We start from the raw sequence: 25,216 nt of genomic DNA, 5'->3' as shown, positions 1-25,216 counted from the left end.
CATGGAGCCCTCCACGGTCGATTTATCGTCATACTCCCCTCCTGTCACCCCGCCGAGAGACCGGACCCTTGGCAGCATGTTGACATGACCTTGACAGTCTCGGCCGTGCGCCCGAGGCTCGGATTCCCCCATGGCCAGCTTGACGACAATGAGGTGCAGCCCCATGCGATCACGCCCCATCGGATTCCTCCTCTCGACCCTCGCGGGCGCGGCCCTCGCGTTCGGCGGCACCGTGACCGCCTCCGCGACCCCGGCCACGACCCCGGCCCCCGGTTCGGCGTCGGCCGGTAACATCGGTACGGCCGACGCCTGTTACACCTGGAGCGGCACTCTTCAGGAAGGCTCCAGCGGCGAAGCCGTACGTCAGCTCCAGATCCGGGTCGCCGGCTATCCGGGCACCGGAAACCAGATCGCCATCGACGGGGCGTTCGGCCCGGCCACGAAGGCGGCCGTGCAGCGCTTCCAGGCCGCGTACGGGCTGGCCGCCGACGGCATCGCCGGAGCCCAGACGTTCAACAAGATCTACCAGTTGCAGGACGACGACTGCACCCCGGTCAACTTCACGTACGCCGAGCTGAACCGCTGCAACTCCGACTGGTCCGGCGGCAAGGTCAGCGCCGGCACGGCACGCGCCAACGCCCTGGTGACCATGTGGAAGCTCCAGGCCATGCGGCACGCGATGGGGGACCGGCCGATCACCGTCAACGGCGGCTTCCGCAGCGTGTCCTGCAACAGCGCCGTCGGCGGGGCCGCCAACAGCCGCCACATGTACGGGCACGCGGCGGACCTCGGCGCGGGCGCCCAGGGCTTCTGCGCCCTCGCCCAGGCGGCGCGCAACCACGGCTTCACCGAGATCCTCGGCCCGGGCTACCCCGGCCACAACGACCACACCCACGTCGCCGGAGGCAGCGGCCGCTTCTGGTCCGCGCCCAGCTGCGGCATCTGACGCCCGGCGGTCCGCGCCCTCCCCGTCGCCCCGCCCGCCCGGCGGGGTGACGGCGGCGGTCAGCTTCCGGAACCGATCCGTCAACATCGGCCCTGGGCAACCCCGTCGGCGCCGGACCACTACTGTCTGCCGGATGGAGAACACGATCCCCCGGGGCAGCTGGCTCGACGACGGGATCCGCCGACGATCCCCAGCGCTTCGTCCAGTGCTGGAGCCAGGATCTGAGTCTGGTGATCGAAGCAACCGGCCATCTGCACCGACCGGACGCGGCCGACCCCGCCCGACTGGCGCGGAGCGGCTGGGACTCCTCCCCCTCGGTCTGGCAACGCCGCTTCCCCGACGCCATGGACGAACCCGCGCACGCCGCGACGGGCGCCCGCATGCTCGTCGAGGAACTGCGGCAGCTGGGCGTCGGCCTGGCCGACCTCTCCTACGACGGCACCATGACCGGCCGCGGGCGCGGCTTCCACCTCGACCTGCCGGACCTGGGAATCCCCCGCGTCCACCAGCCCGCCGTCTGAGAACGGTCGGGGCTCCCCGAACGCCCCTGCGCCGGGGAGCCTCTGCCGGACTCATTGACACCGGGGTGCCCCGCTGTCACCGTCTCGTCTGACGACGGCAGTAGCGGACCGAGCCCCACCGGTCCGCCGTACGCACTTCCCACCGCCCCACGCACCTTCCCCCCCATTCACGCGTCTCCCGCCCCACCTCACCTCCGCGGCCGTCGTCGATTGGGAGCGCTCCCACAGAAGGGCCGCACGCATGAGAAGACTCCTGCGCACGCTCGCCGCATCGGCGTTCGCCTGTCTGCTGCTTCCCCTCGGCGCCGGGCAGCAGGCCGCCGCCGCCACCGCGCACGCCGATCCGATCGGCATGACCAGCGGGTTCTACACCGACCCCGGCTCGACGCCCGCCGTCTGGGTCGCGGCGAACCCCGGAGACGGGCGGGCCGCCGCCATCCGCGACAACATCTCCTCGCGCCCCATGGCCCGGTGGTTCGGCTCCTGGAGCGGGGACATCGGGGCGGCGGTCGGCTCCTACGTGGGGGCCGCCGACGCAGCCGACAAGCTGCCCGTCCTGATCGCGTACAACATCCCCGGCCGCGACGCCTGCGGCGGGCACTCCGGCGGCGGCGCGGGCACCCCGAGCGCGTACCGCACCTGGATCTCCGCGTTCGCCTCGGCCATCGGCTCCCGGCCCGCCCTGGTGGTCATCGAGCCCGACTCGCTGGGCGACTTCAGCTGCCTGAACCAGGCGCAGATCGACGAGCGCAACGGGATGCTCAAGGACGCGCTCGCCCGGTTCGCCGCCCACGCCCCCAACACCTGGACCTACCTGGACGCCGGAAACCCGGCCTGGATCGGCGCGGCCACCATGGCGCAGCACCTCGACGGCGCGGGAGCCCGGCAGGCGCACGGCTTCTCGCTGAACATCTCGAACTACTACGGCACCGGCGAGAACTCCGCGTACGGCAACGCCGTCAACGGGTCCCTGTCGGCGTCCTACGGCTATACGAAGCCGTACGTCATCGACACCAGCCGCAACGGCAACGGCTCCGACGGCGCGTGGTGCAACCCCGGCGGACGCAGGACGGGGGCGGTCAGTCAGACGGGGGGCGGGGCCGAGATGCTGCTGTGGCTGAAGACCCCCGGAGAGTCCGACGGCGACTGCGGAGTCGGCGCCGGCTCCGTGGCCGGGCAGTTCCTGCCGGAGGTCGCGTACAAGATGATCTACGGGTACTGAGGACCGATCCGCCGCCCCGGCCCGGCGTCGGTTCTCTCAGCCGAAGGGAACGGCGTCCGCCGGGGCGGTGTGCCAGTTGGTGACGACCGGCTTGTCGACCGTGATGGTGCCGACCTCCAGGGAGACCGGGTCGGGGTCCTCGTTGCCGACGCCGACGATGATGGAGTCCAGCTCCTTGCCGCCGTCCGTGTTGGTGGTCTTCGGGTTCACCCCGGCGTAGGCGGTGGTGGTGCCGCTCAGGGTGACCGCGTCGCCGACCGCCTGCTCGGCGGGGCCCGCCTCGGTGCCGTCGGAGCCGAACGCCACCGTCGGGAGCGCGGCCGGCAGGATGCAGGTGATCCCCTGCTTGGCCTTCGCCATGACCAGGATGTAGCCGCCGGCCTGGCTCTCGGACCGGGTGCTCCAGGAGATGTCGTTGGCGCCGCAGGCCTGCTGGACCGGCACCTTCGTGCCGTCGCCGGAGTCGGCGCCGGACCCCTCCGCGCTGCCCCCGCCCTTGGCGTCGGACCCCTTGTCGGCGCCCTGCTCCGCACCCTTGTCGGCGCCCTTCGAGGCGTCGGTCCCGGCCGCGTCTGCCCCGGACACGTCCGCGGCGGGCACGTTGGTGGCGGATGGACTCGACGCCGCGCCGTCCTCCGTGTCCTGGCACGCCGTCATCAGTAGCGTGCCGCCCACGAGGGCCGCGGAGACGAGGAAGGCCTTGCGACGGTTGCCGAACATGAGAGATCCCCTAGGTGGTCGTGAGCGTGGTCGTGGTCGAGGCCGAGGCACCGGAGCGAGTCCCTCCGTCCGGGTGTTCCTTGATCACTATGAGGGGCCGACGACCGCAGGGGCCCCTGTGTGCCGTTCCAGGACAGCGCTGTCACAGACCGAAGACATGATCACGGCGTGAACGCTCGTCCCGCACACAACGGTCACCCCGGCCAGCGGCCATGCGTCGGGGTCGACCCCGGAGACGATCCGGGCGAGCACATCGGCACTGTCCGTCTCCCCCACACGAGGATCCGGTCGAGTTGGTGAAGCTCGGAACGCGGTCCGGCCCATCTGTCCCGGTCCGGGTCGGAACGCAGGGAGTCACGCAAGGGACCGACCCGTCTGACCATCGGATTCGAGGTCAGGACCGGAATCAGCGTGGCGATCCGGCCCTCGATGGTTCCGTTCCCGAATCGGCTCACGAACTCTTTGTAGTCCGCGGGAAACGTCACGCCGTATGCAGACTCGACCGCCGACCAATCCACTGCGTCGCCCGCGCCTCCTCCGAAGGGGGTCAGCACACGCGCAAGTCCCACGATTCCACCCGTCACTTCATCCCCACCGTTCGGCCAAGGCTCCGAAAGCGGCCACTGCTCAATCGAAGCCGACCCCAGCCAGCGGATCGGGCTCCCCGGTCCACGGGTCGACTCCCGACTCCAGCAGTCGCCGCTCCTCCTTCCAGTGCACGAACTTTTGCGCACCGGTTCCCCAGAGAGTCGCGTCGCTGAACGGACAGGCCTCCAGCTCTCCCGAAAAGACACGGCGCAGAAACTCCACCATGCCGCATTCGTAGGATGCCCACCGCGAAAATCCGTCCCGACTCACCACGACGACGGGCCATCGATCAGGGTTCTCGTTCCCCGTCAGCCAACAGACCACGTCAGCGCCGGCGGTCACGCCCCAGGCGATGACCGGGCTCTTCGGAGATGAGAAACCCTCCGTCGGCAGGGATGCGGGCGGCCATACCGCACGCGCGTTCGCGGTTTCGCCCGCCATGCCGTCCGCATCCCCGGTGGAGGACTCATCAGGGCGGAGAACCTCGAACGCGTCGCTGATCCCGCCGGCTCCGTACGCCGACATGAAGGCAACGTAGTCCGAGGGAAACCCCGTTTCCCATGAGCGGCTCAGCCGCAACCATTCAACCTGCTCGCCAACCGCGTAGTCGCTGAGGAGAAGCGGGCTGAGCGCTTGCACCGCCGCGGAGTCGACCGGGCTGTCCAGGGAATCTCCCGTCATGGCGTTCCCGCCGTCGGCGCTGCTACCCCTTGATGCGTCACGATGCCGATGTTCCGCCACTGATTGAACTTCTTGCTGTACAGAGAGTTCGAAATGGCCCTGTTCACCTGGATGCCCTGACTGCCGTCCGGATTCACTCCGTCAGCTTTCATGCGGAAGGCCATCGGCACCGTCCGCGGGCCAGAATAGACTGGCTCGACAGAATATCGGACGACTTGTCCCGCATCGATCGCTTCCTTCACCTTCGCTTCGTGGTTGAACATATTGTCCACCAGTCGGCCATTCTCCTTGGCCACCCAGGAGTTCGCCGCACGCGAGCACGTTGCGAGGTTGCTCAGGTCCGTTCCCGAGCCACCAAGGTCCTTGCCGAGCAGATGACAATTGTTGATGTTGTTCCGAGGATTCAATCCCAGGTGACCCGCGTAACGCGTTGCCCAGGTGTAACCGGGCGGCCGCACCGCGGCCGTTACTTCCGTCCCCGGGTTCATCGCGAGCCACGCACTGTCGAGACAGGCGTTCATCGTGGTGGCCCGGTTTCCGTTGGCCGCGTCCGGGGTGCCGTATTCGCTCCAGCCCTGTCCGCCGCGGCGGCAGTCCTCACGTCCACGATCCGACGAGGATCCGTCGCCACCGGACGGCGCGGTATCGAACTGCTCCGCCGCCTGGGGCGTGTAGCCGTCCTGGTTGACCAGCCCCAGCATGTCCAGCGCGCCGACGATCATGTCCCAGCCGTCGCCCGGCTTCCAGCCGCCGTTCCTGGGGTCCCAGTCGGGTTTGGGGGCCGGCCGGTTGACGGCGGGCTTCGGGTTGGGGCCGTTGTTGACGTTCTGGTCGATCGGCGGGCGCGGCGGGCGCACCGGGGCGCGGACGGCCTGGGCGACGCCTGTGCCCGGACCGTTGTAGCGGGGGGCGTAGCGCGGAGCCGTGTTCCACCTCGGGTACGGGGTGGACCGGCCGCCCTTGGACGCCGAGCTTCCCCGGGACTTCGTGCTGCTGAACCGGTTGGCCTGGGCTCTGAGCGAGTCGGCCATGGAACGGGCGTAGCTGTGGGAGAAGACGTTGGTCTGGACGTAGCTGTTGCTCATGCCGGCGGCCTGACCACGCTGGTGCTTGTCGAGCACCATGGCCCCGCCTCCCACGGCGACCGTGCCGAAGATGCCCCAGCCGAGCGCGTTCCAGCCGACGGCCGCGCCGATCACGAGGGGGAAGATGTGGCCGCTCGGGTCGGTGCCGTTCTGCGGGGAGCCGAAGCCGTACGAGTAGCGGTTCGACCGCTGACCCGACTGGGCCGGGTCGAGCTGCCAGGTGTCGCGGGAGCTGAAGCCGCCGGTGCCCGGCTGGTACCAGCGCGACGCCATGTTCACCTCGCCCGACGCCTCGTCGGTCCACCCCGACTGGAAGCCGAGGGCCGTGGTCGTGCCGCTGGAGGCGCTGACCTGGCCGAAGGGGTCGTAGGCGGTGGAGCTGGTGACCTGGCTGCCGTCCGGTGAGAGGCCCGCGACCACGTCGGTGTGGCGGTCGGTGATGGCCCACTGCGCGGCGGCGGTCCCCTGCTTGCTGGCCAGCAGGGCGCCGTGCGGGGTACGGCTGTAGACGCTGGTGCCGTCGCTGAGCAGGTTGTTCGAGCCGCCGTCGTAGCTGAAGGCGGTGGTGCCCTGCCGGGCGACGCGGTCGAGCGCGTCGTACGAGAAGGTCGCCCCGCCGTCGCGGACCTTGCGTTCGAAGGCGTCGAAGGTCAGCTCGCGCGGCGCCCCCGTGGCACCGGTGACCGTTTCGAGGGTGCCGCGGGCGGTGTAGCCGTAGGTGTTGGCGCCGTCGCCGGTCAGCCGGTTGCGTGCGTCGTAGGAGGCCGTGGCGCCGCCCGCGGTGACGCGGTTGCCGACGTCGTCCCATCCGTAGGCCGTGGTGGTGCTGCCGCTGGTCCAGGAGGTCATCCGGCCGGAGCGGTCGTACTGGTAGCTGTTCTGCCCGGCTCCGGCCGTTCCGCTCGTCGTCTTCTTGGTCAGGAGGTCGTCGAGGTTGTACTCGTAGGCGATGCCGGCCTTCTCGGACGACTTGTCCGTGTTCGTGATCCGGTCGCTCGCCAGGCGGCCGAGGTCGTCGTACGTGTAGTCCCGACGGCCCGTGGCCACGTACTCCGTGGAGCCCTCGGGCTTCACCGCGTACTCCTCCAGCAGCGGCCGGCCCGCGGCGTCGAAGTCGTACCAGATGTCGCTGTCGCTGATGGAGTCCCACACCCAGTCGATCAGGCCGCTGTCGTCGTAGCCGTAGAACGACGACGCGTCGGCTCCCACCCGCTGGGTCATGTTGCCGTCGGCGTCGTAGGCGTAGCCGACCTGGCCACCGGGTCCGGCGGCGGTGAGCAGCTGTCCCCGGTCGTTGTAGGTGTAGGTGTTCCCGGCCGACGGCTGGTCGCCGCCCGCCGCCGTCAGACGGCCTGCCAGGTCGTAGCCGAGGGTGCGCCGGTTCGTGGCGGCCTCCGCGCCCGTGCCGGTCTCCTCGACCAGGCGGCCGAGGCCGTCGTAGGCACGGTGGCGCTCCACGCCTCCGGGCAGGAGGTCGGCGATGTCCTGGGCCGCCTTGTCGTAGCGGGTCGTCCAGGTGCGGTCCGCGGGCGCCGGGTGGGCGGGGGTCGCGGGCTCGACCGTGGATTCGGGCAGGTTCCAGGAGTTGAAGGTGTACGTCGTGGTGTTGTTACGGCCGTCCGTCAGCCGGGTCCGGTTGCCCTGGGCGTCGTAACCGAACGTCGACGTGATGGTCCTGCCGTCCTTCACGGGCTCGACCTGTTCGGTCATACGCCCCAGGGCGTCGAAGGCGTAGGTGGTGCGGGCCCGGGTCGCGGAGATCCCCGCGGTCCGGTTGCCGTCGGCGTCGAACTCCGCAGCCACCGTGCGCAGCGCGCTCTGCCCGGTGCCGTGATCGGCGGCGGCGGTGATGTTGCCGAGGGCGTCGAACGTGAAGGTGCTCCTCCGGTCGGTCGGGTCGATCGTCTGCGTCTGGCGGCCGAGCCTGTCGTAGCCGAGCCTGGTGACGCCCTGGCCCGGGTTGGTCGTCGTCGTGGCCTCTCCCGCCGCGTTGTAGGTGGCGCGGGTGGTACGGCCGCCGGGGGTGGTGGCCGAGGTCTGGTTGCCCGCGTCGTCCCAGACGTAGCGGGTGGTCAGGTTCTGGAGGGACGGGTAGCGCTCGACGGTGGTGTCGGTGACGCGGCGGCCGAGTTCGTCGTACGTGGCTTCGGTCCGGGCGCCGGTGGGGCCGGTCGCGGAGAGCTGGAGGCCGGTCGGGGTCCAGGTGAACTCGGAGACGCCGGCGCCGTCGAGGTCGGTGGAGACGGTGCCCGTCAGGCCGGACGGCTCCTGGCCCAGAGTGGTGGGCAGGGTCCCGGCCACGGGGTCGGTGCTGGAGATCAGGTTGCCCAGCTGGTCGTAGGCGTAGCGGCTGGTGCGGCCGAGCGGGTCCGTCGTCGTGGCGGGCCTGCCGAGCGCGTCGTAGGTGGTCGTGCTGACGGCGCTGAGCTTCGTCCCGCCCGGCGGGGTGTAGTCGGGCAGGGTGACGGCGGTGGGCGATCCGAGGTTGTCCACCGCGGTACGGGTGACGGCTCCGCGTGGGTCGCGGCTGTCGGTCGCCTCGCCGAAGGTGTTGTAGCCGGTCAGGGTGGTGGGCCGGGCGGGAGTCGCCGTCCCGCCCTTCTCCTCGACGGAGACCTCGGGCGCGCGGGTCTCGACGAGCCGACCGAGCGCGTCGTGCCGGTAGGTGGTGGTGTATGCGGCGGGGTCGGCGCCGTCGGCGTTGCCGCGCGGTGTGACGGTGGTGCGGGCGAGCCCCCGCTGGTCGTAGCTGCCGGTGGTGATGTGCGTGGACGTGCCGTCGCTGAGCTCCTCGCGGACGACGTTGCCGGCGTCGTCGTACGCGGCGGTCCTGGACAGCCGCTTGCCGGTCGCGTCGACGGGGCTGCTCTCCTTGGTGACCCGGTCGTCGTCGTCGTACTCGATGTCCGTGATCCGGTTGAGGTCGTCCGGGTCGAGAACGGTGCGGGTGGTCCGTCCCGTGGCGTCCACGGTGTGGTTCACCGTGGTTCGGCCGCCGCCGGTGACCTGGCGCGTCAGATGGCCCGCGCCGTCGTAGCCGTTGGCCTCCAGGGTGATGTCGCGTCTGCTGCCGTCGGCCCGGGTGACCTGGCGGGCCGTGCTCGTCGCCGGGAGGCCGTCGTCGAAGTAGGTGAAGGCCGTGGTGGCGCCCATGGCGTCCGTCGAGGAGGCCAGGCGGCCCGCCGGGTCGTAGGCGTTGGAGAGCAGGACCAGGTCCCGGGCCTCGTCGCCGGGCGCACCCGTCCAGTCCTTCAGGACGGTCTCCGCGTGGCGGCCCTGCGGTGTGTAGGCGTAGGTGTGGCGGGTGCCCACGGGGTCGGTCGTGCCGGTCACCCGTCCCAGGGCGTCGTGGGTGGACGTCGTGATGTTGCCCTCCGCGTCGGTGACGGTGTCGTTCCGGCCGTGGAGGTCGTAGTGGTAGCCGGTGGTCCGCGGGGCGTCACCGCCGGAGGTGTCCTTCACGGACTCGCTGAGCAGGTTTCCGTCCGGGTCGTAGGTCCTGGCGATCTCCGCGGTGTGGGTGCGGCCGGTGAGTTCGTTCTTCACGCCGACACCGGACTCGGAGACGGTCCGCGACATCTCGTCGTGGGCGAACGTGGTGGTGACCCCGTCGGGGAAGGCGTCGGATATCTGCTTCTCCGCGACCTTCCGGCCCAGACCGTCGTAGGTGAACTCGGTCGTCAGACCCGACGGCGAGACGATGCGCGCGAGGCTTCCGGTGGCGAAGTACTGGTGGGACGTGACCGCGCCACCGGGGGTGGTCTTCCGGGCGACCAGCCCCGCCGGGGTGGTCCCGCCGCCGACGGCCGGTTCGGTTCCGGTGGTGTAGGTGGTGGTGCTGCCGCGCGCGTCGGCGAGCGTCGTGGTGCTGGGCAGACCGAGCGCGGTGTAGGTCAGGGTCGTCCGGTAACGGTTGTCGTCGGGGCCGCTGGAGCGTGCGTCGCGTACCGCGACGGGCTTGTCGTTGCGCGGGTCGAGGGCGTCGTCCGGGTTGAGGTGGTGGTCGGTGTAGGTGGTCCAGCAGGAGTCGGCGTCACGACACACCGTGCGGGCGACGGTGTTGCCACGCTCGTCGTGGCCGGTGATGGTCGCGTGGCCGTTGGGGTCGGTCACGGTGTGCCGGAACCCGCCGGTGTCGTAGCGGTAGGTGGTCGTGGCTCCGTCGGAGTCGGTGACGGCGGTGGGCCGCATGCCCTTGAGCGCGTCGTACGAGGTGCGCACGGTGTTCTGGAGGGGGTCGGTCACGCTGATCGTGGCGGCCAGCGAGGAGAGTCCCGAGCGCTGACGCGCCTGGTAGTGGTCCGCGACCTGGTCCGCCGTCAACGCCTTGCGGTACAGGGCCGCTTCGTCGATGCGGCCGGTGAACCGGTAGGTGCCGCTCGGGACGCCCATCCAGCCGGAGCTGGCGTAGCCGCCGCCGAGATAGGAGTAGGCCAGGGCCTGGTCGGTGATCGTGCCGGCCAGAGTGCCCACGAGCACGCCGTCCAGGTACAGGGACTGCGTGGTGCGCGCTCCGGTGAGCACGACGTGGTGCCACTCGCCATCGGTGACCGATGAGGTGGAGGTGATCGGGTTTGCTCCCGGGCTGCCCGTCAGATACCACTCGCCCCGCAGTTTCCCGGCCTCGTCGATGTTGAGCGCGGGGCGCCAGGAGGTCGGTACGTCACCCAGCTTGGCGTTCTGGAAGCCGAGCAGCACACCGGGCTTCGTCGTGTTGAACCACAGTTCGGCGGTGAGGTCGGTGGTTCCGGCGAGCAGGTTGCCGGGCACCGAGACCGCGCCGTTCCCGGAGAGCTGCACCGCCTGGCCGTCACCGACGCCGAAGATGCCGGTGGCCCCGGGGGCCGCGCCCGTGTAGGTGCCGTTGCCCCCGGCGGCCGTGACCCTGCTGACGGCGGTGGTCGCGCCCTTGCCCTCGTCCAGCGGCCAGTACGCCGTCGGCGCGTCCCCGACGATCTGCCCCCGGTAGTGCGTGCCGTCGCCGGCGATCAGGGCGGAACGGGCGGCGAAGTGCTTCCTCACCGTCGCCGCGCTCATGGTGTGCTCGTACAGCGCGACCTCGTCCATCTGACCGGTGAAGTGGTAGGTGCCGCTCGGTACGCCCATCCAGCCGGAGCTGGCATGGCCGGCGCCGAGGTAGGCGTAGGGCCGGCCCTGGTCGGAGATCACGCCGGCCTTCGAGCCGACCAGCTCACCGTCCAGGTAGAGGGACTGCTGGTCGACGGCTCCGGTGAGCACGACGTGGTGCCACTGGTTGTCGGTCACCGATGTGGTCGAGGTGATCGGGTCCGCGCCCGGGTTCCCGGCCAGGTACCACTCGCCCCGCAGCTTCCCGGCGGTGTCGATGTTCAGCACCGGCCGCCACGAGGTCGGGGTCTCGCCCAGCTCGGCGTTCTGCAGCCCGAGCAGGACGCCGGACTTGGCGGTCCTGAACCACATCTCGATGGTGGGGGTGTTCGGGCTGGTGGGCAGGTCGTTCGGCAGTTGGACGTAGGAGTCGACTCCGCCGTCGAAGGTGACGGCGGTGTCGTCGCCGTCGGCGAAGACCCCTGCGGAGCCCAGGGAGACACCGTCTCCGTACGAGCCTTCGGACCCGTCGCCCACCGTGCTCACCGCCTTGGAGCCGGTGGCCTCGCCGAGCCGCCAGTAGCCCTCGGGGGCGAAGGCGCGCACCTCGTCGGCGTACGAGACGGATCCGGCGGAGAACTCGGGAGCCGACACCTTCCACGTCCCGCCGTTCTTGTCGGTGTGCTCGGTCAGCCGTCCGGTGGCCGTGTCGTAGACGGCGGCGGCATGGGCCCTGCCGGAGGGGAGCGTCACCTCGGTGATGCGCCCGGGCCGCGAAGTGGTCCTTGACGGTGGCCGCGTCCAGCGGGTGTCCGTAGACGGCGACTTCGTCCAGGGAGCCGTTCAGGCGGTGCGTGCCCGCGGCCACGCCCATCCAGCCCTCGTTGCCCCAGCCCGCGCCGAGCAGGGCGGTCTGGTTGTCGCGCATGCTCACGGTTCCGGCGAGGCTGCCGACCTTGGCGCCGTCGAGGTAGAGCGTCTGCGTTGTGCCCTGGCTGGTCAGCACGGCGTGGTGCCAGGCGTTGTCGGTCACGGTGTTCGTGGAGACGATCGGCTTCGTGCCCCCGTGCTCCACGGTGTAGAACTGGCCGCGCAGCTTGCCCGCGCCGTCGACGTTGAGGAAGGGGCTGTACCGGTTGGGCTGCGATCCCGCCCCGGCGTCCTGGAGGGTCGCGAGCACACCGGACGAGGTGGTCCTGAACCAGAGCTCCACCGTCAGGATGTCGGACGACTCCAGCGCCTGTTCGGGGAGTTCGACGACCGAGTCCTGGCCGTCGAACGATGCCGCGGAGTCACTCGTTCCCGCGATCGCGGGCCCGGCCCCCAGGGTGACGTCCTGGTAGAGGGCGTCGTTGAGGCCGGAGCGGGAGGGAGCGCTGCTGCGCGCGATGGACCCGTCCGTCTCGCCGAGGGCCCAGTAGGACTCGGGGCTCGCGTCGAGCACCATGGAGTGGTAGAGCGATCCGTCCTCATAGGTGTAGACGGTGCAGCGCGACGTCGAGGTGGGCGGGCACACCTTGGTCAGCCGGTCGCCCGTGTAGCCGTAGGTCCAGGCGAGCCCCGGCTTCCCGGCGCCCACCGGGCTGGTGGTCACCGAGCCGATCCGGCCGCCGGTCCAGGTGAAGGAGAGGGAGCGGCCCGAGAGCTGGTCCGTGACCTTGCTCAGGGTGCGGCTGGCGCCGGTGCCGGAGTAGGTGAGGGTCTGGGCCCGGCCCGCACCGTCGGTGACCGACGTCAGCAGGCCCGTGGTGTCGAACCGCAGGGTCGTTCCCGTGCGCTGGCGCAGAAGCCAGCCGGACGCGTCGGCGACGAGGTCGGTGGTGCTGCCCGACGGCCCGGCGAGTGTGCCGTCGGGGTTGCGGCCGAAGCGTGCCTGCGAGCCGTCGGCGTGCGTGATCAGGACGGTGCCGGCGGCGGGTTCCTGGACCAGCCGCATGTCCCAGCGGGTCGCCCAGCCGATGCCGAAGGCGTTGGTCCTGCGCGGGTCCAGGGAGTTGTAGGTACGCGTGACGGAGAGTTCGGGGCCGACGGTCGACACGGCGGCGTCGGTGGCGGCCGTCACGTAGTTGCCCGACCGTGCGCCGATCTCACCGGTCCCGTCGGCGCCGCCGAGGTGGCTGGTCACCGCGGGCTGCGGGACGGCCGTCGTGACGAGTGACGCCCCCGGCAGGGCGGACGTCGCGCTGCCGTCGTACACGTAGGCGTACCAGGCGTACGTCCTGCCCCAGGACAGCCAGCCGGCCGGTACCGTCCACCGCTGGTTGGCGCTCCGCGTTCCCTTCTTGCAATTCTTGCGGCTGTTACTCCCTTCGATCTCGCACACCTCGAAGGTGTACTGGAGCGCCGACTTCGGGTAGCGGTCCGCGTCACTGCCGTTCGCCCAGAGCGCCGGGGTGAGGGAGTCGACGGGCGTACCGCTCGGAGGGGAGGTCGCCGTCAGGTTCGGGGGTATGTTGACCGCGGATATCTTGACCGACGCCCCGGGCACACCCGCCGAGGTGAAGCGGCTGACGCCGAGGTCGGTCATGGTCCACTCGATGGTGTACGAGGCGGGGGCCAGCGGAGCGATCTTGGCGTCCACCGTGACGCTCGCCCCGGGCGCTACCGCGCTCGGCATCTCCGTGTACGCGATCTTCGCGCTGTCGGTGATCTCGGTGCCCGCGGCGTTGTACAGGTTGTAGCGCAGTTTGTAGTCGCCGCCCTTGGGCCAGGTCGCCTGCCCCCGGTTGGTGAGCGTGATCTTCATCGAGCCCTGGGTGGTGGCGGTGACGGGAGCGGTGAAGTCCCCGAGTCCGTAGGTCGCCCCGTACGGCGTCCAGGTGACGTCCAGGCTGGGCTTTCCGTTGGGGTAGTCGTCCGATCCGAACTGCTTCCAGCCCTTGGAGTCGGACGTCGACGCCTTCACGGCCAGTCCGTAGTTCTTCTTCCGGCCGTGCGTCCAGTCGTCCACCAGCTTGCGTCCGGCCGAACCCAGCTTGATCGATTCCCACTTGGCGCCGCCGCAGGGGTAGGCGGTCTGGCCCGCGGGCCGCCAGCCGTGCGCGAAGCTCTTGGAGGCGAGCGCCGAACCCGTGGACGGACCGGGGTACTTGGTCGTGGTCGACTCGGCCCAGTTCGAGGTGATGGGGTGGACCGTCACCGGGCGGGCGGTGCAGGAGTAGGAGTACGTGTTGTAGAGGGCCAGCCCGGCGTTGACCACCCAGGCGTTCTTGAGCGTGGTCTCCAGGCCGGAGAAGCGCAGGAACGCGGCCGCCTTGTGCCCGCCGCCGTCGTAGGTTCCGGTCTTGAGGACCGTGTCACTGGAGAAGTTCTGGTTGTACGGGGACTGGACGTACGTACCGGAGGTCGCCGCGACGGACTTCAGCGAGGGGTCCACCCGGACCGGGAACACCCGGTCGGGCGCGTGGAGCCACTCCTCGTCCAGGTCGACCACCAGGACCTGCCCGCCGGCCTCCTCCACGAGGCTGAACCGCACCCCTGAGGAGATCTCTCCCTGACCGGAGTTGTCCTCGCGCCGGGAGTCCTCCATCCAGCCCGCGGGCATCCACGCCTGTTCGACGCCCTGGGCGTCGGTGAACGACACCCCGCCGTGGTCCGCGATGCTCGCGGTGAGTCCCTGGACGTGGAGCGGGAAACGCCAACGCGACGGCGCGTCCTTGCTCCGCAGGATCATCGTCTCCTTGAGCGATCCGCTTCCGGCGACGAACTCCAGGTCAGAAGCCTCGTGCACGTCGGGATACGTGATGACGCTGCCGGACACCCGCCCGCCGGACGGCTGGGCGTCCTCGACGCCGTAGCCCACCGACAGCCGGTCGCCCAGCTCCATCCGCACCACGGGGCCGGCTGCCGCGTCCGGGGCGAACGTCAGCGGCGCCTCGGCGGACCTGGTCTGCCAGCCCGGGCCCTCGTCACTCCCGCTCATGGTGCGTGGACCGGCGTCCTCGGCACGCACGAGGGAGGAGTCGGCCTTCTGCCAGCTTCCGCTTTCCGTACGGAAGTTGACCGGCTCGTTGTAGAAGCGGGTGGTGTAGGTCCCGTCCTCGTTGCGGAAGGTGGACTCGCGCTCCTTGCGCGCGTCCTCCACCTCGACACTGCGTTCCGCATCGAATCCGGCGGGGGCCACCGGGTCGGGCGGGTCCACTTCCACCACCGGCCCCGGGTCGGGCAGCACCATTTCGCGCTCCTGCGGCCGCCGCTCGGTCGAACCTCCGTCGAGCGGAAGTTCACCCGGTGCGGCCACGGGCTCGCCACGCCCGCCGCGCACCGTGGCGTCGGTGGCGTCGGTGGAGGCCCGGTGACTGCGCCCGTCGGCCGATCCCCATTCCTGGTCAGGGGCTTCCCCTGTGGGGACGCGCACAGCATCCGTGCGGTCGAACGCGACTGCGGCGTGCTCCGTTCCCACCAGCCCCGTCAGCACCAGAGCAACAGCGAAAACGACCGGACGCAACGCACGCACCGAGAACTCCCCCGCAGATCAACAGAACATGAGAGTTCTATGAGAAGGGGTTCCGCTTGAACAAGATCTACGAGTTTTCCGTGACGATCATGTGATCATTGGACATTTTCTAGGAGCTGCGTCCCTCGACCCCGTCCGTGACCCGGTCGAGCCCGTAGAGGTCGGCGACGCAGCCGCCGGGCCAGTACGAACGCCCGCCCTGGCTGAACGGCTCCAGCATGTTGCTGATCACCAGGCGCTCGTACGGCAGGACCCGCCTCCCGGCCTCCGCCCCCTCGCGGAGCCGGCGGTCCTGGGCGTCCCACTTCTCGGCCCGGGCCCGCATCGCGGTGTCCAGGTTGCCCAGCGCCACGGCCGGGCCGACGCAGACCAGGACGCAGAGCGCGGCGCACACCGCCTTCGCCGGGGCGGTGCGGCGGGTGTGCCGACGGAGGGTCAGGCCCAGCAGGGCGCCCGCGCCGACGAGCAGGACCACGTACAGCAGGAGGTAGTCGTTCCACAGCCGGTTGGCGCTCGGGTCGCTCACCCGGTCGCCGAACACCGGATAGGCGATGACCGTGCAGAGGTAGCCGGAGACGAGAAGCGCGAGCACTCCGGCGGCGGCGAGCAGGGGGCTGTGCGCGGGCGGGCGGGGCGGTGTCCCGTCCGCCCGTCGGCACAGCAGCCCCAGCAGTACGCCTACCGCGACCGCCCCGGCGTACTGCCAGGTCGTGGCCACGGTGACGGCGATCTCGGCGAACGCGCGCAGCGACGCGGTGAGGGAGTCGGGGGCGAGCAGGGAGGTGGTCTCCGCTCCGAACCGCTCCCTTCGGCGCGTGGAGCCGGGTGAGGTGATGAGGACGAGCGCCCCGGCCGCCGTCCCGGCGATTCCCGCCGCACACCAGCGCCGGACGAACCCCCGTTCGAGGGCGGGGACGACGCGGCCGGACAGGAGGAGCGCGGCCAGGAGCACCGTCACGACGACGATCGCCGTCTCCTCGGACAGCGTGGCGAGGAAGGCGCCCATGAGCGCGGCGACGGCGAGCGCGACCGTCCGCCCCCGGCGGGAGCGGGCGAGCAGGAACGGGATCAGGGCGGCGCAGGCCAGGACGGGCGGCAGGGTGTGCGAGACCGACGCGGCGGGCCAGTAGAACGTCTTGTACGTGTTCGGCGTGACGAACAGGAAGAGCGCGGTGGTCAGGGCCGCGAGCAGGAGCGGCAGCCCGCGCGGGGTGCGCAGCCGGGCCCGGCGCAGGGCCAGGACGGCCACCGCCCAGAGGACCGCGAGCACCAGAACCCCGCTGACCAGGGGGAACCACTGGTGCCCCGCGACCTGGAACCTCGCGTACGCGCCGACCATGAGGGCGTTGGCGACCCGCCCGTTGTCGTCGAAGTAGAACTTCCCCACGAGGCCGGTGATGCCGTCGTCCCGTACGGCGGGCAGGAAGCACCAGTCGTCCGCGCCGGGCCTCACCCACCGCCCGAACCAGGACGCGGCGGCGAGCAGGGCGAGGGGTGGGAGCGCGAGGGCGCTCACCCAGAGAGCGGTCCAGGAGCGGTCCGAGGGGCGCCCGGTCGGGTCCGACGTCTCCTCGCCCCTGCGCGGTCTCTCCGGGGCGGCGGTCACGGGAACGTCGTCGGACATCGCGGACGTCACCTCTCCTGGGACGAGCGGGTGGGCAGCGGTTCGGGCGCCGGACGGCCGGGCAGCGGTTCGGCCTGCGGCACCGCCGTGGCGGCCTTGTGCTGGCCCGAGGTGATCGCCCATCGGGCCAGCAGGAACGAGACCGGGGTGACGAGGACGCCCGCCGCCAGCGCGGCGAGGTTCTTGTCCATCCCTAGACCGCTCACCGCCCCGTAGAGCAGCGCTCCGGACGCCACCAGGTTGACCAGACTGGAGAGGGGGTAGCGGACGAACGCGTGCCAGGTCGGTCTCGTCCGGCAGGTGACGTAGGAGTTGAGCAGGAACGAGCACACGATGCTGACCGCGTAGCCGATGACATGGGCCGTCAGGTAGGGGATCCAGCGGTTCAGCGAGGCGTAGACCCCGAGGTAGACGGCGGTGTTCACGCAGCCGATGAGGATGAAGCTGCCGAACTGGCGGACGGTACGGGACCGGCCGGGGGTGCCGGTCGCGGCGTCCGGGGCGGGGGCTCCGGTCGCCGCCGCGGGGGCGGGGGCTCCGGTCGCCGCGGCGGGGGCGGGGGCTCCGGTCGCCGCGGCGGGGGCGGGGGCTCCGGTCGCCGCGGCGGGGGCGGTGGTGGCGGCGTGCCCGCCCGGGCCTCCGGTGAGTTGCGGGCGCGGCGGCGGGCTGTCCGGCAGGGCCCGCCGCGTCGCGTCGGTCTCCCGCACGACGTAGGGCGGGCGGTGCTTCGCCTCGTGGTAGATGCGGCCCACGTACTCGCCGATGACCCCGAGCGTCACCAGCTGGATGCCGCTGAGGGCGACGACGGCGGTGAGGAGGGTGGCGTAACCGGGGGTGTCCGCGCCGTGCAGGACGACGCCCACGACCGTCCACAGGGCGTAGACCAGGGCCGAGACGAAGACCCAGAAGCCGGTGTAGATCGCGAGGCGGAGCGGACGGTTGTTGAAGGAGAGCAGTCCGTCGATGCCGTAGTTCAGCAGCCGTCTGCTGCCCCATTTCGACCGGCCCGCCACCCGCTCGCTGTTGCGGTAGCGGAAGGTGACCGTGTCGAAGCCGATCCAGGAGAAGATCCCCTTGGAGAAGCGGTTGCTCTCGGGAAGGGACAGGACGCTCTCCACCGCCCGCCGGGACAGCAGCCGGAAGTCCCCCGACCCGTCGATGAGCTCCACGTCCATGCAGCGGCGGACGAGCGCGTAGTAGGTGTGGCTGAGGGTGCTGCGGAGCATGCCCTCGCCCGCGCGGTCGCGGCGCGGGATGACCTGGTCGTAGCCGTGCCGGTGCAGTTCCAGCATGCGGGGGATCAGCTCGGGCGGGTGCTGGAGGTCGGCGTCCATGATCACCACAGCCGCTCCCCGCGACATGCGGAGGCCGGCGAGCATGGCGGCCTCCTTGCCGAAGTTGCGGCTGAAGGCGGTGTAGTGGACCCGTGGGTCGCGCGCGGCGAGGGCGCTCAGCAGGAGGCGGGTGCGGTCCCGGCTGCCGTCGTCCACGTAACAGATCTCGAAGCTGTCCCCGAGGGGTCCCAGGACGCCGATCAGGGCGGCGTGGAAGGCCTCGATCACTTCGGCCTCGTCGAAACACGGCACGACGACCGACAGCTGAAGGCCAGTCACACGCCACCTCCGGACTTCGGGCCCCTCGTGGGTGCCGGGCCTCACCGGCGCGGCACCGTCGGCCTCCGGCACCGGGCTCCGGAACGCGCCACGTCCGCCCCATCTGACGACGGGCGGCGGCCTCCGTCTCTCCGTACACGCGCGGGGGTGTCTCTTTCCCGCGCCCTTTCATGCGAACAGCCGACGCGGGTCGGCAGAACGCCGGGTCGCGGGGGCGAAAAAGCGCACATAACCTCGCAAAGGTGATATCTCCTCGACTGCCACGGATCCGGAGCACCGCCCCCGGCAGCGTCCGGCTTCCGGGCCGGGCCCGGCTTCCCGGCCGGTCCACCGGGTTCCTCGCCGGGCCTCCCACCGGGTCTCTCGCCGGGCCGTCCTCCAGGTCTCCCGCCGGACCGCCCCTCACCGGCCTGCTCGCCGGGCCTCTCACCGGCCTCCTCGCCGTGCTGTCCGCCGTGTGCTGGCTCGTGCTCCCCGCCGCCGCGACCGCCCGCGCCGACGACCCCGTCGAGCTGTCCCGGGACGGGCAGATCACCGACCGGGTGGGGGCGCTGGGCGACCGGACGGGGCGGGTGGAGGACGCACTCGACCGGTTGTACGCCGACGAGCGCATCCAGCTCTTCGTGGTGTACGTACGTGATTTCTCCGGCCGGTCCGGACAGACGTGGAGCGACGAGACCGCCAACCGCAACGGCCTGGGCCAGGACGACGTGCTGCTCTCCGTCGCCACCCACGACCGGCAGTACGCCTACTCCGTCGACGCCGGCTCCCCGCTCACCGACGAACAGCTGCGGGACGTGGCGGGCACCGCGATCGAACCCGCGCTGCGGGAGAACGACTGGGCGGGGGCCGCGATCGGCGCGGCCGACGGCTACGGCTCCGTACTGGCCGGGCGCCCGGTGACCGCCCCCGCCATCACCCCGGGGCCCGCCGACCCGGGAACGGGCGGCTCCGACTCCACCGGCGCCCGCGACTTCATCCTTCCGGTGGCCGTCGTGGTGGGCGTGGGCGCGGTCGGCGCCTACGCGTACGCCCGGCGCAAACGGCGCACGACGACCCGCACCACCCCGGCGGCCGCCGGCTGGGGGCGGGGCGCGGGGGCGGGCGGTGCGCCGGAGCCGCCGACGCCGCTGCCGGAGCTGGACGGGCAGGCCAAGGAGGTGCTGGTGGACACCGACGACGCGGTGCGCACCAGCGAGGAGGAACTCGGCTTCGCCACCGCCCAGTTCGGCGAGGAGGCGGCGAAGCCGTTCACCGAGGCGGTCGCGCGGGCGAAGGACGAGCTGACGCGATCGTTCCGGTTGCGCCAGCAGCTCGACGACGCCTTCCCCGAGGACGACGCGACCCGCCGCCGGATGCTGGAGGAGATCCTGCGGCGGTGCGCGACCGCGAACGAGGGCCTGGACACCGTCGCCGAGGACTTCGACCGGCTGCGCGCCCTGGAACGTACCGCTCCGGAGGCCCTGGCCACCGTGGACGCCACGCACCGCGACCTCGCCGGGCGGGTCGCGGCGGCCGAGTCGGGCGTCGCCGGGCTGCGCGAGCGGTACGGGGAGGGCGCCGCCGCACCCGTGGCGGCCGATGTCGAGCAGGCGAAGGACCGGCTCGTCTTCGCGGCCTCGGCCGTGGAGCAGGCCCGTACGGCGGTCGAGGGCGGCGAGAACTCCCGGGCCGCGGTGTACATCCGGGGAGCCGAGGGCGCGGTGGGCCAGGCGGGCACGCTGCTGGACTCGGTGGACCGGCGGGCGGCGGAGCTGGGCGAGGCCGCGCGGAAGCTGCCCGCCGCGCTGACCGAGACGGAGACCGACCTCGCGGACGCGGGCGGGCTGCTGGAGGGGACCCCCGAGGGCGCGTCGACCGCCGATCTGCGCGGCCGGATCGCCCGCGCCGAGGCCGTGCTCACCGATGTCCGGGCCGCGACGGCCGCGGGACCGTACGACCCGATCGACGCGCTGCGCCGGGTGGAGGAGGCGGACGCGGCCCTGGACGAGGCGCTGGCGGGAGCCCGGGACCAGGAGCGGGGCGAGGCGAAGGCCCGCTCCCTCCTCGATCAGGCGATGCTCACCGCGCGGTCCGCGATCGGGGCGGCGGCCGACTACATCACGACCCACCGGGGCGCGGTCGGCAGCCAGGCCCGTACCCGGCTCGCGGAGGCGCAGCGGCGGTGGGAGCGGGCGCGGGAGCTGTCGGCCACGGACGCCCAGGGGGCGCTGGCCGAGGTGCGGCAGGCGGACGCGCTGGCCGGGCAGGCGATGAGCCTGGCCGAGCAGGACGTCCGCGGCTTCGGCTCCATGCAGGGGCCCGGCTCCGTGCGGGGCGGAGGCGGCGGCATGGGCGGGGCGGTACTCGGCGGCATCATCCTCGGCGGGCTGTTCGGGGGCGGCGGCCGGGGCGGGGGCCTGGGCGGCGGCTTCGGCGGAGGGTTCGGCGGCGGCCGGTCCGGCGGTTTCGGGGGCGGGCCGGGCAGCTTCGGAGGGGGCGGAACACGGGGCCGCCGGGGCGGTGGCGGCCGCTTCTGACGACCGGCAGGGCAGGACCACAGCACATGACCCGTCTCGATCACCAAGGAGCCATCCCATGTCCAAGCAGACCATCCTCGGCCGCGTCACCCAGCTCGCGAAGGCCAACATCAACGCCCTCATCGATCAGGCCGAGGACCCGCAGAAGATGCTGGACCAGCTGATCCGGGACTACACGAACAACATCGCGGAGGCCGAGCAGGCGGTCGCGACCACCATCGGCAACCTCCGGCTGATGGAGCAGGACCACAAGGAGGACGTCGAGGCGGCGGCCGAGTGGGGCGGCAAGGCGCTGGCCGCCAGCCGGAAGGCCGACGAGCTGCGCGGGGCGGGGTCGGTGGCGGAGGCCGACAAGTTCGACAACCTGGCGAAGGTCGCGCTGGGCCGCCAGCTCCAGTCCGAGCAGGAGGCGAAGACGGCCGGGCCCACGATCGCCTCGCAGAGCGAGGTGGTGGACAAGCTGAAGTCGGGGCTCGACCAGATGAAGGCCAAGCTCTCCCAGCTGAAGGCCAAGCGCGACGAGTTGGTGGCGCGTTCGAAGTCCGCGCAGGCGCAGAACCAGATGATGGACGCCGTGAAGAACATCGACGTCCTGGACCCGACGAGCGAGCTGAGCCGCTTCGAGGACAAGGTGCGACGCGAGGAGGCGAAGGCGCTGGGCAAGCAGGAGCTGGCGGCCTCCTCGCTGGACGCCCAGTTCGAGGAGTTGGACGGCCTGGGCGACAGCGCGGAGGTCGAGGCCCGGCTGGCGGCCCTGAAGACGGGGGCGTGACGCGGGGTGCGCCGGGCAGCTCCCCGTGCCCTCCCGAGCCGGGTGGGGGTCAGTACATGCTCAGGAGCTGCTCCACGGAGAGTTCGGCGGCCGGGGCCCCGTCCGGCAGGGCCAGTTCGAACCAGACGGTCTTGCCGCGCGGGGTGCGGCGCGAGCCCCAGGCGGCGCTGAGCAGGCCGACGAGCTGGAGGCCGCGTCCGCCTTCGTCGGTGTCGCGGGCGCGGCGGCGGCGCGGCTGGACGAGACCGGCGTCCCACACCTCGCAGACCAGGGTGCGGTCGCGCAGCAGCCGGAGCCGGATCTCGCCCTCGCCGTAGCGCAGGGCGTTGGTGACCAGTTCGCTGACGAGGAGTTCGGTGGTGTCGACCAGGTCGTCGAGGTCCCAGGCGACCAGCTGGGAGCGGGCCAGCTCACGGGCGCGCCCCACGGAGCGGGGTTCGCGCGGCAGCGTCCAGTCCCCGACCGCCTCCTCGGGGAGCCCCTGGATGCGGGCCATCAGCAGGGCGATGTCATCCTCGCCGTGCCGGGTGTCGAGGGTGCTGAGGACGTGGTCGCAGGCGTCCTCCAGCTCCATCTGCGGACCGGTGAGGACGGCCCGCAGGGCGTCCAGGCCCTCGTCCAGCGGCTGGTCGCGGGACTCCACGAGGCCGTCGGTGTAGAGGGTGAGCAGGGCGTTCTCCGCCAGCTCGACCTCGACCTCCTCGAACGGCTCGCCGCCGACGCCCAGCGGCATGCCCGGTGGTACGTCGATGAGCCGGGCGGGCCGGCCGGGCTCCACGACGGCCGGGGGGAGGTGCCCGGCGTTGGCGAACGTACATCGCCGGGTGACCGGGTCGTAGACCGCGTACACACAGGTCGCGAGATACACCTCGGAGAGGTCCGCCTCGCGGGACTTCTGCGCGGCGCGGGAGGGCCACTGCGCTCCCCCGCTGCCGCCGAGGCCCTCGCTGCGCTCGCCGGCGCCCGGGGAGCCGAGGCCGCGGGCGACCTCGTCGAGGGCGGAGAGCACTTCGGCGGGCTCCAGGTCGAGGAGGGCCAGGGTCCGCACGGCGGTGCGCAGTTCGCCCATGGCGACGGCGGCGCGCAGGCCGCGGCCCATGACGTCGCCGACGACGAGGGCGGTGCGGTGGCCGGGCAGCTCGATCACGTCGAACCAGTCGCCGCCGACCTCGGTGGCGGTGTTGCCCGGCAGATAGCGGCAGGCGATGTCGAGGCCGGCGGCCTCCGGGTCGCCGGGGGGCAGGAGGCTGCGCTGGAGGATCAGGGCGCGCTCGTGCTCGCGGCGGTAGAGGCGGGCGTTGTCGATGCAGACGGCGGCGCGGGCGGCCAGTTCGGTGGCCAGGGCCCGGTCGCGCTCCCCGAACGGCTCGCTGCCCTTCGTCCGGGAGAACTGGACGAGGCCGACGACGGTGTCGTGCGCGACCATCGGCACGGCGAGCGTCGACTGCACGAAGCCCATCTCGTCGCCGGGTACGTCCTCGACCCGGCCGGAGCGCAGCGCCATGGCGCACGGCGAGCCGAAGGGGAAGCGGTGGACGGAGCCGAGGGCGGGCGGCAGATCGTCCGGGCCCGGGGGCCCGCTGCCGGCCACGGCGGTGGGCAGGGCGTCGGCGACCGCGCTGGCGTGGGCCACCCGGCGCAGCTCCGCCGAGCCTCCGGCGGATTCGCGGTGGGCGGGCGCCCAACTGCCGGGAGCGGCCTCCTCGCCGGTGAGCAGCCCCTGGTAGAGATCGACGGCGGCGAGGTCGCAGAAGCCGGGGACGGCCACGTCGAGGAGCTCGCGGGCGGTGGTCTCCAGGTCCAGGGAATTGCCGATGCGGGCGCTGGCCTCGTTGAGGAGGGCGAGGTTGCGGCGGGCGCTGGCCGCCTCGCGGGCGGCGATGTGCCGGCGAGTGACGTCGGTGGCGAGTCCGGCGACGCCGACAGGACTGCCGGCCCCGCTGTGCACCCGGTAGAGGTTCATGGACCAGTGGCGGCGCTGGGTGCCGCCGGGGGCGGGGCCGACGAGCTGGAGGTCGGTGACCGACTCCCCGGTCTCCAGGACCCGTTTCAGGGTGGCGGACAGCCGGTCGGCCTCGGCCCGCGGCAGATAGTCCTCCACTGTGCGGCCGCGGTGGTCTTCGGCCGCGCCGCCGAAGACCGTGGCGAAGCGCTGGTTGGCCCGGACGACGGCGAAGTCCGTGCCGAACAGCACGAAGCCGAAAGGAGATTGGCCGAATATGGCCTGCGAGGCGGCGAGGTCCGTCTCGATGCGCCGCAGGGCCCGGACGTCCACGACGATACAGAGCGCGGCCCGCTCCCCCTGGCCCGTCAGACTCGGCATCACATAGACCTCGGCGACGCCGTGCGCCCCACCCTCGCCCGGCATCCGGAACGGGACGAGACCCGTCCACTCCTTGCCGTCGAGGATCTCGCCGACCCTCCGATGACCGTCCGAGCGCAGCTCGGCGGGCATGAAGGCGTCCACCGGGTCGCGGCCGATCGCCTCGGTCGAGGACATGCCGAACAGACCGGCGGCCCGGCTGCTCCACTGCTCGATCAGACCGTCGGGGCCGATCGAGAAAGAGGCGACCCTGATGTAGTCATAGATCGAGCCGGGCGGGCTGCTCTGCCACACGACGTCGCCCGTGGTCCCCACGACATCACCCGTTGTCCCAGGTATTTCGCTCACGCGACCGTCCCCTCCAGCTCACACACCGGACCGGTCCTGCCCGCAGTATTCAGCACTACGGCCCCGACCGACACGGCGTTCACGATCACAGCAAGGTCTCAGTCCCTTTCAGCCAGGTTCTGCCCGACCTCTGGTGATCGCTGTGCGTCCCTCCACTCTCCTAACCAGGGAGAGCCAGCTCGAACCACACCGTCTTGCCACTCTTTCCGCGACGGGTCCCCCAGCGACGTGCGGAACAGGCCACGAGCTGGAGTCCCCGGCCACCTTCGTCGTCGGGTCCCGCACTGCGTTCGGTGGGTGGATCCGGAAGCGGATCGGATACTTCCACCAGCAGTACCGGGGCCGGGGGAGCGAAGTCGGCGGGCGGAGTGTCCCCGTCCGCATGCGACTGGACCAGGCGTACGCCGATGGGTCCGGAGGCGTACCGGAGGGAGTTGGTCACCAGCTCGCTGACGAGCAGGACCGCCAGGTCACCCACCGAGGCGTCGAGGCCCCAGGAACCCAGCGTGCCCCGGACGGCGTGCCGGGCGCTCCGCACGGAGCCGGGTTCGGCGGGGAAGGCCCACTCGGCGCAGTCGCCTTCGGTATCGATCACACCGATCACTTCCCAGGGACGACCACGGGCCCACCCCTTGTGCAAATGGGGACTAAATAGCCCATACCCACCATTTGTTGCTCACTACCGCGCAACCTGCCGTTTGGTGCAGACGGGTGTAGGGGCGGGACAGCCC

Annotated in this window: 11 protein-coding genes and 1 pseudogene; 5 read left to right on the top strand and 7 right to left on the bottom strand. The window is 71.6% G+C overall.

Going from position 1 to position 25,216, the window contains the following annotated elements; translation table 11 throughout:
• The first annotated feature begins 163 nt into the window (after nucleotides 1-163).
• The 3 genes from ACIQRW_RS19795 (at nucleotide 164) to ACIQRW_RS19785 (ending at nucleotide 2,689) form a co-directional block, all read left to right on the top strand.
• On the top strand, nucleotides 164-946 hold the full coding sequence (locus ACIQRW_RS19795) for a D-Ala-D-Ala carboxypeptidase family metallohydrolase (RefSeq protein WP_403761827.1): 783 nt from the start codon (nucleotides 164-166) through the stop codon (nucleotides 944-946).
• A 230-nt stretch (nucleotides 947-1,176) separates the two neighbouring features.
• The gene (locus ACIQRW_RS19790; RefSeq protein WP_403761825.1) at nucleotides 1,177-1,467 is read left to right on the top strand and encodes a hypothetical protein; all 291 of its coding nucleotides are present in this window, start codon (nucleotides 1,177-1,179) and stop codon (nucleotides 1,465-1,467) included.
• Between the two features lie 241 nt (nucleotides 1,468-1,708).
• Entirely contained in the window at nucleotides 1,709-2,689 is a 981-nt protein-coding gene (locus ACIQRW_RS19785) for a glycoside hydrolase family 6 protein (protein ID WP_403761823.1), read from the top strand.
• 36 nt (nucleotides 2,690-2,725) lie between these two features.
• Here ACIQRW_RS19785 and ACIQRW_RS19780 read toward each other — a convergent pair whose 3' ends face one another.
• The 5 genes and pseudogenes from ACIQRW_RS19780 to ACIQRW_RS19760 all read right to left on the bottom strand — a co-directional run bounded on the left by ACIQRW_RS19780 (nucleotide 2,726) and on the right by ACIQRW_RS19760 (nucleotide 18,523).
• Nucleotides 2,726-3,409 (bottom strand): DUF4232 domain-containing protein, encoded by a 684-nt coding sequence (locus ACIQRW_RS19780; protein WP_403761821.1) that lies wholly within the window; start codon nucleotides 3,407-3,409, stop codon nucleotides 2,726-2,728.
• Nucleotides 3,410-4,036: 627 nt separating this feature from the next.
• On the bottom strand, nucleotides 4,037-4,678 hold the full coding sequence (locus tag ACIQRW_RS19775) for an SMI1/KNR4 family protein (RefSeq protein ID WP_403761819.1): 642 nt from the start codon (nucleotides 4,676-4,678) through the stop codon (nucleotides 4,037-4,039).
• A pseudogene (locus tag ACIQRW_RS19770) lies at nucleotides 4,675-15,286 on the bottom strand (LamG-like jellyroll fold domain-containing protein). The gene ACIQRW_RS19775 and the pseudogene ACIQRW_RS19770 overlap by 4 nt, the downstream one beginning before the upstream one ends.
• A gap of 109 nt (nucleotides 15,287-15,395) precedes the next feature.
• The gene (locus ACIQRW_RS19765; protein ID WP_403761816.1) at nucleotides 15,396-16,910 is read right to left on the bottom strand and encodes a DUF6056 family protein; all 1,515 of its coding nucleotides are present in this window, start codon (nucleotides 16,908-16,910) and stop codon (nucleotides 15,396-15,398) included.
• 8 nt (nucleotides 16,911-16,918) lie between these two features.
• Entirely contained in the window at nucleotides 16,919-18,523 is a 1,605-nt protein-coding gene (locus ACIQRW_RS19760; protein WP_403761814.1) for a glycosyltransferase, read from the bottom strand.
• Between the two features lie 410 nt (nucleotides 18,524-18,933).
• Between ACIQRW_RS19760 and ACIQRW_RS19755 the strand changes: the two genes are divergently transcribed.
• The gene (locus ACIQRW_RS19755) at nucleotides 18,934-21,042 is read left to right on the top strand and encodes a TPM domain-containing protein (RefSeq protein ID WP_403762312.1); all 2,109 of its coding nucleotides are present in this window, start codon (nucleotides 18,934-18,936) and stop codon (nucleotides 21,040-21,042) included.
• 58 nt (nucleotides 21,043-21,100) lie between these two features.
• Nucleotides 21,101-21,814, top strand: coding sequence for a PspA/IM30 family protein (locus ACIQRW_RS19750; RefSeq protein WP_403761811.1), 714 nt, complete (start codon nucleotides 21,101-21,103; stop codon nucleotides 21,812-21,814).
• Nucleotides 21,815-21,863: 49 nt separating this feature from the next.
• On the opposite strand, the gene ACIQRW_RS19745 is transcribed toward ACIQRW_RS19750, so the two are convergent.
• Nucleotides 21,864-24,431: a SpoIIE family protein phosphatase gene (locus ACIQRW_RS19745; protein ID WP_403762309.1), complete on the bottom strand. Its 2,568-nt coding sequence runs from the start codon at nucleotides 24,429-24,431 to the stop codon at nucleotides 21,864-21,866.
• Nucleotides 24,432-24,645: 214 nt separating this feature from the next.
• The gene (locus ACIQRW_RS19740; RefSeq protein WP_403761808.1) at nucleotides 24,646-25,089 is read right to left on the bottom strand and encodes an ATP-binding protein; all 444 of its coding nucleotides are present in this window, start codon (nucleotides 25,087-25,089) and stop codon (nucleotides 24,646-24,648) included.
• Nucleotides 25,090-25,216 lie beyond the last annotated feature (127 nt).

Source organism: Streptomyces sp. NPDC091287 (assembly GCF_044768525.1).
Classification (GTDB): Bacteria; Actinomycetota; Actinomycetes; order Streptomycetales; family Streptomycetaceae; genus Streptomyces.
The sequence above is the reverse complement of the archived record's forward strand: the minus strand, read 5'-3'. Positions and strand labels throughout refer to the sequence as shown.